This is a genomic window from Pseudomonas sichuanensis (assembly GCF_024749065.1).
Taxonomy (GTDB): domain Bacteria; phylum Pseudomonadota; class Gammaproteobacteria; order Pseudomonadales; family Pseudomonadaceae; genus Aquipseudomonas; species Aquipseudomonas sichuanensis.
Genome location: NZ_CP087185.1, coordinates 1,196,416 through 1,211,949, shown reverse-complemented (window position 1 = coordinate 1,211,949; position 15,534 = coordinate 1,196,416). Strand labels below are relative to the sequence as shown.

Here is a 15,534-nt window from a genome sequence, read left to right as displayed (position 1 = left end):
ACCTCATTTTGTTATTGGATTTGACCTTCGTGCAGCACCGGCCGCGCCGATAGGCGCAACGTCGTCTTGCCAGGCGGCCTTGTGGGCCGGCCTGTCTGCCGCGCGGGTTGCGGGCAGGGCGAAGGGGCCGAGCAGTATAGGAAGCCACATGCAGGGCTTTTCACTATATAAAGCAGGAAATTTGGCGAGATTCCTCGGCCAAAACGCCTTTCACGGAGGGGCATCACCGCCCTTCAGTGCCCATGCACAGGAATGGGGCAGCTACCTTAGCAACATTGCCGAAGAATGGAAGTCGCACCAAAGGCGCATGTTCGTACAGGCACCTTCGAAGCCTCCTACAAATTTTTCACCAAAGCCGACCAACGTCTAAGCTTCAGACAAGCAACGCGAAAATACCTGGCCGGACTCAAGACTATGGGCGCACTGTGGCAATCGGAACCAAGCAGTACGGAAGCACCCAAAGCACCCCAGGCTGAAACCCCACCGCCAAAACCTGCGCGCCAGCGCCATCTGTGGTGGCGGTTGATCCTGCTCATCCTGATCGTCGCCGTGGCAGCCGTGGGCTACGCCGCCTGGCAGGAGATCCAGACGTCGCGCCTGCAATCGCGCGAATTCAGCAAACTGGCCAGTACCCTCACCTACCAGCTCGACCCCGGCCCCAGCGACGCCATCGTCTACCCCGGTGACGGCCCCTTCGACAAGCGCCTGGGCTACAGCGCCCTGGGCGAATTCCTGCCGCGCCTGCTCAAGCGCGACTACCTGATCAACCAGCAGGTGCGCTTCTCCCCGGCGCTGATGAGCTATGCCGAGCATGGTCTGTTCGTGCCCTACGTCGAGAAGATCCAGGCCGGCCTGTCGATCACCGACTGCCGTGGCGACACCCTCTACCAGTACAACTACCCGCAGCACCTGTACCCGAACTTCGCGGCGATCCCGCCAGTGATGGTCAACAGCCTGCTGTTCATCGAAAACCGCGAACTGCTGGACCCTGCGGACCCGAAGAGCAACCCGGCGGTGGACTGGCCGCGCTTCGCCAAGGCCGCCTACAGCCAGGTGGCCAAGTACCTGGCGCTGCCCGGCCAATCGGCCGGCGGCAGCACCCTGGCCACTCAGCTGGAAAAGTACCGGCATTCGCCGGACGGCCTGACCGTGTCCGGCGCCGAGAAGATCCGCCAGATGATTTCGGCCAGCGTGCGCGCCTACCAGGGCGGGCCGGACACCACCGAGGCGCGCGAGCGCATCGTGCGTGACTACCTCAACAGCGTGCCGTTGTCGGCAGTGCCCGGGCACGGTGAGGTGCATGGCATGGCCGAGGGCCTGCGCGTCTGGTACGGCGCCGATTTCGACCAGGTCAACCAGGCCCTCACGTCCACCGCCAGCGACGAGAAAAGCCTGGCCGAGCGCGGCCTGGCCCTGCGCCAGGTGCTGTCGCTGATGATTGCCCAGCGCCGGCCCTCGCATTACCTGTCCAAGGGCCGCCTGGAGCTTGCCGATCTCACCGACGCGCACATCCGCGTGCTCGCCGCCAACGGCATCGTCGAGCGCCCGCTGGCCGACGCGGCCCTGGCCAGCAAGGCGGTGTACCGCGACTGGGTAGCCCAGCCGACCATCGTGCCGATCATCACCAACAAGGGCATCAGCCTGGCCCGCAACCGCCTGGCAGCCATGCTCAACCGCCCGCTGTACGACCTCGACCGCCTCGACCTGTCGGCCACCAGCACCCTGCAGGCCGACCTCAACGTGCAGGTCAGCCAGTACCTGAAGAACCTCGCCGACCCGGCGTTCGCCGCGCAGATGGGCCTGATCGGCGAACGCCTGCTCACCAGCAAGACCACCGACCAGGTCAGCTACAGCTTCACCCTGTTCGAGCGTACCGACGACGGCTCGCGGGTGCGGGTGCAAACCGACAGCACCAACCAGCCCTTCGACATCAACGAGGGCAGCAAGCTGGAACTGGGCTCCACCGCCAAGCTGCGCGTGCTGACCACCTACCTGGAAATCATCGCCGAGCTGCACGACAAGTACGCCGGCAAGCCGCCCGCCGAGCTGAAGAAGGTGCCGGTGGCCGAACTCGACCGCATCAGCCAGTGGTCGCTGGAATGGCTGATGCTGAACCAGAAGAACCAGAGCCTCGATGCCATGCTCGACGCGGCCCTGGAGCGCAAGTACTCGGCCAATACCGGCGAGGCCTTCTTCACCGGCGGCGGCATGCACGTGTTCAACAACTTCCGCAAGGAAGACAACAACCGCAACCCGACGCTCAAGGATGCCCTGCGCGAATCAATCAACCTGCCGTTCATCCGCCTGATGCGCGATCTGGTGCGCTACGTCACCTACCAGCAGCCGTTCAACCGCGAACCGCTGCTCAGGGACGACAGCGACCCACGGCGCCAGGAATACCTGGCGCGCTTCGCCGACCGCGAAGGCAGCAACTACATGATGCGGTTCTGGAAGAAGTACCAGCGCAAGACCTCGCAACAGCGCCTGGATACCTTCCTCGACAGCATGCGCGTCACCCCGCAACGCCTGGCGGCGGTGCACCGCTACCTGTTCCCCGAATCGGGCCAGGAAACCTTCAACGCGTTTGTCAGGGCCCACAGCAAGGACGACAAGATCGCCATGGCCAAGCTCACCGACAGCCGCCTGGTGGAAATGTACGAAGCCTACGGGCCGGGCAAGTACGACCTGCCCGACCAGGGCTATATCGCCAAGGTCCACCCGCTGGACCTGTGGATGCTCGGCTACCTGCTGAAGAACCCCGGCGCTTCGCTCAAGGACACCCTCAACGCCAGCCGTTTCGAGCGCCAGGAGGTGTACAGCTGGCTGTTCAAGAGCCGCCACCAGGGCGCTCGCGACAGCCGCATCCGCACCATGGTCGAGATCGAGGCGTTCCTCGACATCCACCAGCGCTGGAAGCGCGTGGGTTACCCGTTCGACCACCTGGTGCCGTCATTGGCCACCGCCATCGGCAGCTCCGGCGACCGCCCGGCCGCGCTCTCCGAGCTGGTCGGCATCATCCAGAACGACGGCGTGCGCCTGCCGACCCTGCGCATCGACACCCTGCACTTCGCCCAGGGCACGCCTTACGAAACCCAGCTGCTCAGCGACCCCGACCGTGGCCAGCGGATCCTCCCGGTCGAGGTGGCCCGGGCGCTCAAGGGCGCGATGTCGCAGGTGGTGGACGCCGGTACTGCACGGCGCATCTCGGGCAGCTTCAAACTGCACGACGGCACGCCGCTGGTGATGGGTGGCAAGACCGGCACCGGTGACAACCGCATCGAAAGCTTCGGCGCCGGTGGCCGGTTGATCGGCTCGCGCTCGCTGAACCGCACCGCCACCTTCGTGTTCTTCCTCGGCGACAACCATTTCGGCACCCTCACCGCCTTCGTCCCGGGGCGCACGGCCGAAGCCTTCACTTTCACCTCGGCCCTGCCGGTGCAGGTGCTCAAGGGCATGGCGCCGATCCTCATGCCATACCTGGAACCGAACAATCCCAACGCCTGCAAGGCACCGCAGGTGGCATTGCAACCCGTACGGCGCAACGACCTATCGAGCAACTAGATGATAATCATCTGCATTTGAGGGCTTGTCTTTAGATATATCTTGAGTAATATCTTGCGATATATCGAAACAGACGGAGCCCTTGCGCCATGCGCGACCATTCCTCCCATGACCCCTTCGAACGCCGCCCTGGCCGCGGCGAGCGCGGCCCGCGGGTATTCGCCCCGGGCGACCTGAAACTGCTGATGCTGTCGATGCTGGCCGAGCAGCCTGGCCATGGCTACGACCTGATTCGCCAGATCGAGAACCTGTTCGACGGCAGTTACAGCCCAAGCCCCGGCGTGATCTACCCAACCCTCAGCTACCTCGAAGAAGCCGAGCTGATCGGCGGCCAGGTCCAGGGCAGCAAGCGCCTTTACGCCATCACCGATGCCGGTCGCAATGCCCTGGCCGAGCAAGCAGTCGCCCTCGACGGCGTGCGCATGCGCATCGAAGTGAGCAAGCGTGCCCTGCGCGGCCATGACCGCCCCGCTGAAATCCATGAAGCCGTCGGCAACCTGCGCCACGCCCTGCACATGCACAGCGGCCGCTGGACGCCCGACGAGATCGAGCGGGTACGCACCCTGCTCAACGACACCGCCAAGGCCATCGCCTCCGGGCCGGCCGTTACGGAGAACACCCCATGAGCGACACCATCCATCGCGTCAACCACGAGATCCGCCAGCGCCGCCTCGTCGTGCTGCGGGTCACCGAGCTGACCCCGCGCATGCGCCGCGTCACCCTCGGCGGCGCCGAGCTGGCCGGTTTCACCAGCGTCGGCACGGACGATCACATCAAGCTGCTGTTTGCCTGCACGCCCGAGGAGCAGGTGGCCATCGATGCACGCAACCTGGGCCGCGACGGTGGCGCCCGGCCGACCATGCGCGAATACACGCCACGGCGCATCGACCTGCAGAACCTGGAGCTGGACATCGATTTCGTCCTGCACGGCGACGGCCCGGCGTCGACCTGGGCCGCCCAGGCCGCACCGGGGCAAACGCTGGATATCGCCGGGCCACGGGCCTCGATGGTGGTGCCGGATATTTTCGACAGCTACCTGCTGATTGGCGATGAAACGGCGATCCCGGCCATTGCGCGGCGCCTGGAAGAGCTGCCGGCGGGGCGCCAGGTGCTGGCGGTGATCCAGATCGAGGATGAACAGGAGCGCCAGCCACTGCCGAGCAAGGCGCAGGTCGAGGTGATCTGGGTGCGCCGGCATGCCGAAGACGTGCTGGAGCGGGTGAAGCACCTGGCGTTGCCAGATGGCCGGTTGTACGGCTGGGTGGCGCTGGAGAAATCTCTGACCCGCCAGGCCAAGGCATTGCTGCTGGAGAAAGGCGTGCCCGAGGATTCCCTCAAGGCCGCTGCTTACTGGCGAGCTGACGGCACCGCCGACGACGAATAAGGTTGCCAGTACTGCATTATCGCGGGGCAAGCCCGCTCCCACGCTGTGGACTACTCCTAAGGATTGGATTGGTGTTCAACTTCTTGGGGGCAGTCCAAGGGTGGATCAGCGTGGGAGCGGGCTTGCCCCGCGATAACACCAACAACGTCATGAAGGCCTGCGCCACCGGTCCAGCCCCAGCAATACCAGCCCGATCCCCCAGAACCCCGCCAGCACCCCCAGGGCATTGACCATCACCTGCCCATACCCCAACCGCGCCACATCGACGAAGGGATACGGATAGACCCCGATCTCATGCCCGCGCAACAGCACAAAGGCAAAATACAGCCCCGGATACAGCGCCCACATCGCAAGGTGCCGCAGCTGCAGTTGCCCCTTCGGCACCTCGAACCACCAATACAGAAAGAACAGCACCGGCATCACATCGTGCAGCAGCTCGTCGGCCAACCATTGCCAGCCCTGGGGTTGCCACAGGTGGCGCAACAGCAGGCTGTAGGCCAGGCCTACCAGCACGATGCTGGCGGCGATGCACGAACTGACCGCGGGTGAGAGGAACCAGCGCCTGGCCGCCGACTCGCGACCGAACGCGGCATGGCTCAATACCGTGGCCGCCAGGGTGTTGCTCAGCACGGTGAAAAAGCAGAACAGGTTGACCAGCCCGCCAATCAGGCTGGCCTGCGCCTGCCAGCGCGCCAGCAGCACCAGGTACAGCTGGATCGCCAGGCCCGCCCAGCCGAGCACGGCAGCGAGCGTCAGCCAGGGGCGGCGCGGCATCAGCCTTTGCGCTGCAGCTTCACATACAGCAGCTCGACCTTCTCCCGCGCCCAGGGCGTCTTGCGCAGGAAGGTCAGGCTCGACTTGATGGTCGGGTTGCTCTTGAAGCAGCGGATATCGACGCGCTCGGCCAGGCCCTGCCATTGGTAGTGCGCCACCAGTTCGGTGAGGATCTGCTCGAGGGTCTTGCCGTGCAGCGCATTGTGTTGGGCCGTGCTCATGCCAGTGCTCCAGGTTCGGGAAGGTGCGCACCTTACACGAGTGTAGTGGGGTAGTGGCATCTACGGCCTGCGCAGCTGTGCCCTGTAGGAGCGGCCTTGTGTCGCGAAAGGGCTGCAAAGCAGCCCCGGCGATCTATGCCATGGCCACGATCCTGGGGCCGCCACGCGCCCCTTCGCGACACAAGGCCGCTCCTACAGACAACCACGCCAGTCCACAAAGTGCTGGCCAGTACCGAACAGCTTGTGATGAAATGTTATAAAGTAACTACTAGCATTTCTGCCAAGGAACGCCCCACCCCATGCGTCACATCCCCCTGCACCTCTCCCCCCTCGCCGTAGCGCTGTGGCTGGCCTCGCCCGCAAGCCACGCCGTCGAGCTGCAACCCCAGGTGATCACCGCCAACCCGCTGGGCAACGCGCAACTGGCCGCCCCCAGTACCGTGCTCGAAGGCGACGCGCTGCTGCAACAGCAGCACGGCAGCCTGGGCGAGACCCTGAACAAACAGCCCGGCGTGGCTTCCACCTGGTTCGGCCCCGGCGCCAGCCGCCCGGTGATCCGTGGCCTGGACGGCGACCGTATCCGCATCCTGCGTAACGGCGTCGGTGCCCTGGACGCCTCGTCGCTGTCCTATGACCACGCCGTGCCGCTGGACCCGGTCACCGTAGAACGGGTCGAGATCGTGCGTGGCCCGGCCGCCTTGCTGTACGGCGGCAACGCCATCGGCGGTGTGGTCAACACCTTCGACAACCGCATCCCCGACGCGCCCATCGACGGCATCCACGGCGCCGGTGAGCTGCGCTACGGCGGCGCCGACACCACCCGCAGCAGCGCCGGCAAGCTGGAAGCCGGCAACGGCGCCTTCGCCCTGCACCTGGATGCCAACAGCCGCCAGTTCAACGACCTGCGTATCCCCGGTTATGCGCGCAGCTCGAAGGTGCGCGACGCCGACGAGCCCGGCAGCAAGCACCGCCTGGAAAACAGCGACGGTCGCCAGGACGGTGGCGCAATCGGCGGCAGCTACCACTGGGATCACGGCTACACCGGCCTGTCCTACAGCCGCTACGACAGCAACTACGGCTCGGTGGCCGAGCCCGGTGTGCGCCTGGACATGCAACAGGACCACTACGGCTTCGCCTCGGAGCTGCGCGACCTCGACGGCCCGTTCAGCTCGGTCAAGGTCGATGCCGGTTACACCGACTACCAGCACCGCGAGATCGAAAGCGGCGAAGTGCATACCACCTTCAAGAACAAAGGCTACGAGGCGCGCATCGAGGCGCGGCACCAGCCGCTCGGCCCGGTCGAGGGGGTGATCGGCGCACAGGTCAGCCGCAACGAATTCTCCGCCCTGGGTGAAGAGGCATTCGTCCCGCACACCGACACCGACAGCCTGGCGCTGTTCATGCTCGAACAATGGCAGGCCACGCAGCGCCTGAACCTGAGCCTGGGCGCCCGCCTGGAGCACACCCGCGTCGACCCCGATGCCAAGGGCAACGAAACCTTCGCCGCTGCCGACAGCGCCAGCAGCTTCAACGCCTTCAGCCTCTCGTCCGGCGCCGTGTACCAGCTTGACCCGGTGTGGGCGCTGGCCGCCAACCTGGGCTACACCGAGCGCGCCCCGACCTTCTACGAGCTGTACGCCAACGGCGCCCACGTCGCCACCGGCGCCTATGAAGTGGGTGACGCCAGCCTGAACAAAGAGAAGGCCATCTCCGGCGACCTGGCCCTGCGCTTCGACAATGGCACCCACAAGGGCAGTGTCGGCGTGTTCTACAGCCACTTTCGCAACTACATCGGCCTGATCGGTACCGGCAACCTGCGCGAGGGGCACGATCATGACCATGACGAAGACCATGATCATGACCATGAGCACGAAGGCTTCCCCGAGTACCAGTACCAGGGCGTGCGTGCGCGCTTCTATGGCATCGAGGCCCAGGACCGTTGGCAGTTGCTGGAGAACCGCTACGGCAGTTTCGCCCTGGAGCTTTCGGGCGATTACACCCGGGCGAAGAACCTCGACAGCGGCGAGCCACTGCCGCGCATCGCGCCTTTGCGCCTGAACAGCGGGCTGGTGTGGGAACTGGATCGCTGGCAGGCGCGGGTCGACGTGCAGCATGCCGCTTCGCAGCACCGCAAACCGGCCAATGAGACCAGCACCGAGGGTTACACCACCCTGGGTGCCAGCCTGGGTTATCGCTTCGATATCGGCCAGAGCCAGTGGCTGGCCTTTGTGCGGGGGGAGAACCTGACGGACCAGACGGTGCGTTATGCCAGTTCGATCCTGCGGGATATCGCGCCGGCGCCGGGGCGTAGTGTGGAGGTTGGTTTGCGCACTTCCTTCTGAGGTTCCTCTGTGGGAGCGGGTTTACCCGCGAATGCGCAGTGGATTCAACATTGCATTCGCGGGTAAACCCGCTCCCACAGTGGCCCCTGTGCCTCGAACTGTTACCCGGTGAGCAACAATCCCCTGCGACATTTTGTCTTTTTTTCTTACAACTTCCCCTATATCCTCCCCGCCGCAAGCTGAATCGCTTCATCGAATACCTTTCGCAGCCTTTTCCCTTCGATGCTCCCACGCCTCGTTGCGCTTGCCGTTTCTTCAACAATCAAAAGATAGCGCTATCTCATGCTCCAGTTGCCCACTACCCGCTACGCCGGACTCGCCTTTGCCACCCTGCTCGGCAGCCTGTCCCCCACCACCAGCGCCAGCGAACTGTTCGCCAAGGACTCCCCCTGGATGCTCGGCGACTGGGGCGGCACCCGCACCGATCTGCTGGAAAAGGGCTACGACTTCACCCTCGGCTACACCGGCGAGATGGGCAGCAACCTGCACGGTGGCTACAGCCACGACCGCGCCGCACGCTACAGCGACCAGTTCACCTTCGGCGTGAACATGGACCTGCAGAAGATCCTCGGCTGGCATGACACCGAGGTCCAGCTGACCGTCACCGAACGCCACGGCGACAACATCAGCAACGACCGCATCAACGACCCACGCGTCGGCGGCTTCACCTCGGCCCAGGAAGTCTGGGGCCGCGGCGAAACCTGGCGGCTGACGCAGATGTGGATCAAGCAGAAGTACTTCGACGGCGCGCTTGATGTGAAATTCGGCCGCTTCGGCGAAGGCGAAGACTTCAACAGCTTCCCCTGCGACTTCCAGAACCTGGCGTTCTGCGGCTCGCAGGTCGGCAACTGGGTGGGCGGCATCTGGTACAACTGGCCGGTCAGCCAGTGGGCGCTGCGCGTGCGCTACAACCTCAACGACGAACTCTATGCCCAGGTCGGCGTATTCGAGCAGAACCCGTCCAACCTCGAATCGGGGAACGGCTTCAAGCTCAGCGGCAGCGGCACGCAAGGTGCGGTGATGCCGGTCGAACTGGTGTGGAGCCCGCGGCTCAATGGCCTGAAAGGGGAATATCGCGCCGGCTACTACTACAGTAATGCCAAGGCACAGGATGTTCTGAAGGACAGCAACGGCGCCCCGGCCGCCATCAGCGGCGCCGCCTACCGCAGCAGTTCGAGCAAGCACGGCCTGTGGCTCGGCGTGCAGCAGCAGGTGACCGCGCAGGCGTCCGACCAGTCGCGTGGCCTGAGCCTGTTCGCCAATGCCACGGTGCACGACAAGAAGACCAATGCCATCGACAACTATGTACAGGCAGGTGTGGTTTACAAAGGGCCGTTCGACGCCCGCGCCAAGGACGACATCGGTTTCGCCCTGGCCCGTGTGCACGTCAACCCCGGCTATCGCAAGAACGCCCGCCTCATCAACCAGGCCGCCGGTCTCTACGACTACGACAACCCTGGCTACCTGCCCGTGCAGGACACCGAATACAGCGCCGAACTCTATTACGGCATCCACCTGGCCAACTGGCTCACCGTGCGCCCGAACCTGCAGTACATCCGCCACCCGGGCGGCGTGTCGCACGTCGATGACGCGCTGATCGGTGGCCTGAAGATCCAGAGCACTTTCTAACCCCCCCTTCCACTCTACGGAGAACAGACGATGAGCACTGACGGTGCCAACAATGGAACCCGCTGGCTACCGCGCCTGATGGGCGTGCTGCTGTTGCTGATGGGCCTGGCCCTGCTGGCCGGCGGCATCAAGCTGAGCCAGCTGGGTGGCTCGCTTTACTACCTGATCGCCGGGATCGGCTTTGCCCTGTCCGGCATCCTGCTGCTGGCCAAGCGCCGCATCGCCCTGGGCCTGTACGGCCTGGTGCTGCTGGGCAGCACGGTCTGGGCCCTGCTGGAAGTCGGCCTGGATTGGTGGCAGCTGGTGCCACGCCTGGCCATCTGGTTCGCCATCGGCGTAGTGCTGCTGCTGCCGTGGGCGCGTCGCCCGCTGATCGGCCCGGCTTCCAGGATCAACACCGCCCTGCTCAGCCTGGCCGTGGTAGCTTCCGGTGCCACCGCCGTGGCCAGCCAGTTCACCCACCCGGGCGAAATCCGTGGCGCGTTCACCCGCGACGACAGCGAAATGGGCAGCGCCGCACCGGCCATGCCGGACGGTGAATGGCAGGCCTACGGCCGTACCGAGCACGGCGACCGCTATTCGCCGCTGCGCCAGATCACCCCGCAGAACGCCTACCGCCTGGAAGAAGCCTGGCGCATCCGCACCGGTGACCTGCCGACCGAGAACGACCCGGTCGAGCTGACCAACCAGAACACCCCGCTGAAAGTGAACGGCATGCTCTATGCCTGCACCGCCCACAGCAGGCTGCTGGCCCTGGACCCGGACACCGGCGCCGAAATCTGGCGCTTCGACCCGCAGGTCAAGAGCCCTACCGGCACCTTCAAGGGCTTCGCCCACATGACCTGCCGTGGCGTCTCCTACTACGACGAGAACAGCTACGTCAGCCGTGACGGCAGCCCCGCGCCGAAAATCACCGACGCCGGCCAAGCCGTGGCCCAGGCCTGCCCGCGCCGCCTCTACCTGCCGACCGCCGACGCCCGCCTGATCGCCATCAACGCCGATAACGGCAAGGTCTGCGAAGGCTTCGCCAACCAGGGCGTGATCGACCTGACCCGCGGCATCGGCCCGTTCACCGCCGGTGGCTACTACTCCACCTCGCCGGCGGCGATCACCCGCAGCCTGGTGATCATCGGCGGCCACGTGACCGACAACGAGTCGACCAACGAGCCGTCCGGGGTGATCCGCGCCTATGACGTGCACGACGGGCACCTGGTATGGAACTGGGACAGCAACAACCCGGACGACACCAAGCCCCTGGCCGACGGCAAGTTCTACAGCCGCAATTCGGCCAACATGTGGTCGATCGCCAGCGTCGATGAAGACCTCGGCATGATCTACCTGCCGCTGGGCAACCAGACCCCCGACCAGTGGGGCGCCGACCGCACCCCGGGCGCCGAGAAGTACAGCGCCGGCATCGTCGCCCTGGACCTGGCCACCGGCAAGGCGCGCTGGAACTACCAGTTCACCCACCATGACCTGTGGGACATGGACGTCGGCAGCCAGCCGACCCTGGTCCACCTGAAGACCGACGACGGCGTCAAGCCCGCGGTCATCGTGCCGACCAAGCAAGGCAGCCTGTATGTGCTCGACCGCCGCGACGGCACGCCGATCGTGCCGATCCGCGAGATCCCGGTCCCGCAAGGCGCGGTCAAGGGCGACCACACCGCACCGACCCAGGCCCGCTCCGACCTCAACCTGCTCGGCCCCGACCTGACCGAACAGGCCATGTGGGGCGCCACGCCGTTCGACCAGATGCTCTGCCGCATCCAGTTCCGCAGCCTGCGCTACGAAGGCCAGTACACCCCGCCGTCCGAGCAGGGCAGCCTGGTCTACCCGGGCAACGTCGGCGTGTTCAACTGGGGCAGCGTGTCGGTCGACCCGGTGCGCCAGCTGCTGTTCACCTCGCCCAACTACATGGCCTTCGTGTCGAAGATGGTGCCGCGTGAGCAGGTTGCCGAAGGCAGCAAGCGCGAAAGTGAGACCAGCGGCGTGCAGCCGAACACCGGCGCGCCGTATGCCGTGACCATGCACCCGTTCATGTCGCCGCTGGGCGTGCCGTGCCAGGCCCCGGCCTGGGGCTATGTGGCCGCCATCGACCTGTTCACCAACAAAGTGGTGTGGAAGCACAAGAACGGCACCACCCGTGACAGCACCCCGGTACCGATCGGCATGCCGGTGGGCGTACCGAGCATGGGCGGCTCGATCGTCACCGCCGGTGGCGTGGGCTTCCTCAGCGGCACCCTGGACCAGTACCTGCGCGCCTATGACGTGAAGAACGGTGAAGAGCTGTGGAAAGCCCGCCTGCCGGCAGGCGGCCAGGCCACGCCGATGACCTACACCGGCAAGGACGGCAAGCAGTACGTGCTGGTGACCGCCGGCGGCCATGGCTCGCTGGGCACCCGCATGGGCGATTACATCATCGCTTACAAACTCGCGGAGTAAGCTGCAAGCCTCAAGTTGCAAGCTGCAAGAGAACGTCGAACCAGCCCGGTCGCGCTTTTCTCTTGCAGCTTGAAGCTTGTGGCTAGAAGCTCAATGCTTGAAACCCATCCCTCCCCGCCCCATCTAAGCACCATAGCCATTCACGCAGGTGCCCCATGAGCGACCAGCAGGATTTCCCGGACCGCCCCGACGAACACAGCGAAGTCGAACACCCCGACCACGCCACCGGCGCCGGCCACCATCTCGCCCTGCCCGGCCAGCAACTGCCGGACAAGGTCTACGTGATCCCGATCCACAATCGCCCGTTCTTCCCCGCGCAAGTGCTGCCGGTGATCGTCAATGAAGAGCCCTGGGCCGAAACCCTCGACCTGGTGGCCAAGACCCCGCACCACTCGCTGGCGCTGTTCTTCATGGACACCCCGGCCGAAGACCACCGCCACTTCGACACCAAGGCCCTGCCCCAGTACGGCACCCTGGTGAAGGTGCATCACGCCAGCCGCGAAGGCGGCAAGCTGCAGTTCGTCGCCCAGGGCCTGACCCGGGTGCGCATCCGCACCTGGCTCAAGCATCACCGCCCGCCCTACCTGGTCGAAGTCGAATACCCGCACCAGCCGGCGCAGCCCACCGATGAGGTGAAGGCCTACGGCATGGCGCTGATCAACGCGATCAAGGAGCTGCTGCCGCTCAACCCGCTGTACAGCGAAGAGCTGAAGAACTACCTCAACCGCTTCAGCCCCAACGACCCGTCGCCGCTCACCGATTTCGCCGCCGCGCTCACCTCCGCCACCGGCAGCCAGCTGCAGGAAGTGCTGGACTGCGTACCCATGCTCAAACGCATGGAGAAGGTGCTGCCAATGCTGCGCAAGGAAGTCGAAGTCGCGCACCTGCAGAACGAGATTTCCGCCGAGGTGAACCGACAGATCGGTGAGCACCAGCGCGAATTCTTCCTCAAGGAACAGCTCAAGGTCATCCAGCAGGAGCTGGGCCTGACCAAGGACGACCGCAGCGCCGATGTCGAGCAGTTCCAGCAACGCCTGCAAGACAAGACCCTGCCCGAGCAGGCGAAAAAACGCATCGACGAAGAGATGGGCAAGCTGGCCATCCTCGAAACCGGCTCGCCGGAATACGCCGTCACCCGCAACTACCTGGACTGGGCCACCGCCCTGCCCTGGGGCGTGTACGGCGACGACAAGCTCGACCTTGCCCACGCCCGCAAGGTGCTGGACCGCCATCACGCCGGGCTCGATGACATCAAGGAACGCATCCTCGAATTTCTCGCCGTGGGCGCCTGGAAAGGCGAGATCAGCGGCTCGATCGTGTTGCTGGTGGGCCCGCCCGGGGTGGGCAAGACCAGCATCGGCAAGTCCATCGCCGAATCCCTCGGCCGGCCGTTCTACCGCTTCAGCGTCGGCGGCATGCGCGACGAGGCCGAGATCAAGGGCCACCGCCGCACCTACATCGGCGCCCAGCCGGGCAAGCTGGTGCAGGCGCTGAAGGAGGTCGAGGTGATGAACCCGGTGATCATGCTCGATGAGATCGACAAGATGGGCCAGAGCTACCAGGGCGACCCCGCCTCGGCGCTGCTGGAAACCCTCGACCCCGAGCAGAACGTCGATTTCCTCGACCACTACCTGGACCTGCGCCTGGACCTGTCCAAAGTGTTGTTCGTCTGCACCGCCAACACCCTGGACTCGATCCCCGGGCCGTTGCTCGACCGTATGGAAGTGATCCGCCTGTCCGGCTACATCACCGAAGAAAAACTGGCCATCGCCAAGCGCCACCTGTGGCCCAAGCAGCTGGAAAAGGCCGGTGTCTCGAAGAGCAGCCTGAGCATCAGCGACAGCGCCCTGCGAACGGTGATCGAGGGCTATGCCCGCGAGGCTGGCGTGCGCCAGCTGGAGAAACAACTGGGCAAGCTGGTGCGCAAGGCGGTGGTCAAGCTGTTGGAAGACCCGGGCGCCAAACTGAAGATCGGCAACAAGGAGCTCGAGCCAGCCCTCGGCATGCCGGTGTTCCGCAGCGAACAGGTGCTGGCCGGCAAGGGCGTGATCACCGGCCTGGCCTGGACCAGCATGGGCGGCGCCACCCTGCCGATCGAGGCCACGTGCATCCACACCCTCAACCGCGGCCTCAAGCTTACCGGCCAGTTGGGGGATGTGATGAAGGAGTCGGCAGAAATCGCCTACAGCTATGTCAGCTCCAACCTGAAGCAGTACGGTGGCACGCCAGGCTTCTTCAACGAGGCCTTCATTCACCTGCACGTGCCCGAAGGCGCCACCCCCAAGGATGGCCCCAGCGCTGGTGTGACCATGGCCAGCGCGCTGTTGTCGCTGGCCCGTGACCAGGTGCCGAAGAAAGGCGTGGCCATGACCGGCGAGTTGACCCTGACCGGGCAGGTGCTGCCGATTGGCGGCGTGCGCGAGAAGGTGATTGCCGCGCGGCGGCAGAAAATCTTCGAGCTGATCCTGCCCGAGGCCAACCGTGGCGATTTCGCCGAGTTGCCGGAGTATCTGAAGGAAGGGCTGACCGTGCACTTCGCCAAGCGCTTTGCCGACGTGGCGAAAGTGTTGTTCTGACCGATCCCGATCGCGGGGCAAGCCCGCTCCCACAGGTGCCATGATCTGTGGGAGCGGGCTTGCCCCGCGATGAGGCCGGCACAGGCAGCACAACTTCGGTTATCCTCTGGCAAATTCAGCCTCCGGAGCCAACATGACCCTCCCTCGTCTGCTCGTTCCCTTGGGCCTCGCCCTGCTCACCGCCTGTGCGCAACAGCCGCAACGCAACGTCGAACTGGACGCCGAAAGCGAATGCCCGACGCGCCTGCAGGTTGGCCAGACCATGACCCTCACCCTGCCCAGCAACCCCAGCACCGGTTACCGCTGGCTGTTGCAGAACCCGGCCCCGGAAATCCTCCGGGCCCTCGGCCCCGAGGTCTACAGCACCCCCGAGGAAGCCGGTATCGTCGGCAGCGGCGGGACCTCCACCTGGCGCTTCCAGGCCAAGGCCGCCGGCGAGGGCCACCTGATCCTGGTCTACCAGCAGCCCTGGGCCCCGGAAGTGCGCCCGGTGCAGACCTTCGATTGCGCCATTCGGGTCAAGTGAGCCAGCAGCGCCGGTCAGCCAGTCATGCAAGCTTGCCGTGGTTTGGCTAGAATGCCGCCCCTGTAGATTGCCAGCCGCC

General features: G+C 65.2%; 10 protein-coding genes. 8 read left to right on the top strand and 2 right to left on the bottom strand.

Going from position 1 to position 15,534, the window contains the following annotated elements; all coding sequences use genetic code 11:
- The first annotated feature begins 414 nt into the window (after window positions 1-414).
- From LOY51_RS05635 to LOY51_RS05625, 3 genes are all read left to right on the top strand, one after another.
- Entirely contained in the window at window positions 415-3,561 is a 3,147-nt protein-coding gene (locus tag LOY51_RS05635) for a transglycosylase domain-containing protein (protein WP_258645150.1), read from the top strand.
- A gap of 89 nt (window positions 3,562-3,650) precedes the next feature.
- The gene (locus LOY51_RS05630; RefSeq protein WP_125857614.1) at window positions 3,651-4,187 is read left to right on the top strand and encodes a PadR family transcriptional regulator; all 537 of its coding nucleotides are present in this window, start codon (window positions 3,651-3,653) and stop codon (window positions 4,185-4,187) included.
- Window positions 4,184-4,945: a siderophore-interacting protein gene (locus LOY51_RS05625; RefSeq protein ID WP_258645147.1), complete on the top strand. Its 762-nt coding sequence runs from the start codon at window positions 4,184-4,186 to the stop codon at window positions 4,943-4,945. The genes LOY51_RS05630 and LOY51_RS05625 overlap by 4 nt, the downstream gene beginning before the upstream one ends.
- 147 nt (window positions 4,946-5,092) lie before the next feature.
- On the opposite strand, the gene LOY51_RS05620 is transcribed toward LOY51_RS05625, so the two are convergent.
- The gene (locus tag LOY51_RS05620; protein ID WP_258645144.1) at window positions 5,093-5,719 is read right to left on the bottom strand and encodes a Pr6Pr family membrane protein; all 627 of its coding nucleotides are present in this window, start codon (window positions 5,717-5,719) and stop codon (window positions 5,093-5,095) included.
- Window positions 5,719-5,940 carry a VF530 family protein gene (locus tag LOY51_RS05615; protein WP_110995111.1) on the bottom strand — a complete coding sequence of 74 codons (222 nt, stop codon included), beginning with the start codon at window positions 5,938-5,940 and terminating at the stop codon, window positions 5,719-5,721. The genes LOY51_RS05620 and LOY51_RS05615 overlap by 1 nt, the downstream gene beginning before the upstream one ends.
- A gap of 299 nt (window positions 5,941-6,239) precedes the next feature.
- Here LOY51_RS05615 and LOY51_RS05610 point away from each other — a divergent pair, with 299 nt between their 5' ends.
- The 5 genes from LOY51_RS05610 (at window position 6,240) to LOY51_RS05590 (ending at window position 15,455) form a co-directional block, all read left to right on the top strand.
- On the top strand, window positions 6,240-8,282 hold the full coding sequence (locus LOY51_RS05610) for a TonB-dependent receptor (protein WP_258645140.1): 2,043 nt from the start codon (window positions 6,240-6,242) through the stop codon (window positions 8,280-8,282).
- A gap of 282 nt (window positions 8,283-8,564) precedes the next feature.
- Complete coding sequence (locus tag LOY51_RS05605) at window positions 8,565-9,911, top strand: carbohydrate porin (protein WP_125857610.1); 1,347 nt, start codon at window positions 8,565-8,567, stop codon at window positions 9,909-9,911.
- A 30-nt stretch (window positions 9,912-9,941) separates the two neighbouring features.
- A complete protein-coding gene (locus LOY51_RS05600; protein ID WP_125857609.1) occupies window positions 9,942-12,353 on the top strand; it encodes a glucose/quinate/shikimate family membrane-bound PQQ-dependent dehydrogenase in 2,412 nt (803 codons plus the stop codon).
- Window positions 12,354-12,508: 155 nt separating this feature from the next.
- Window positions 12,509-14,929 carry an endopeptidase La gene (gene lon / locus LOY51_RS05595; RefSeq protein ID WP_125857608.1) on the top strand — a complete coding sequence of 807 codons (2,421 nt, stop codon included), beginning with the start codon at window positions 12,509-12,511 and terminating at the stop codon, window positions 14,927-14,929.
- Between the two features lie 133 nt (window positions 14,930-15,062).
- Entirely contained in the window at window positions 15,063-15,455 is a 393-nt protein-coding gene (locus tag LOY51_RS05590; protein WP_258645137.1) for a protease inhibitor I42 family protein, read from the top strand.
- Window positions 15,456-15,534 lie beyond the last annotated feature (79 nt).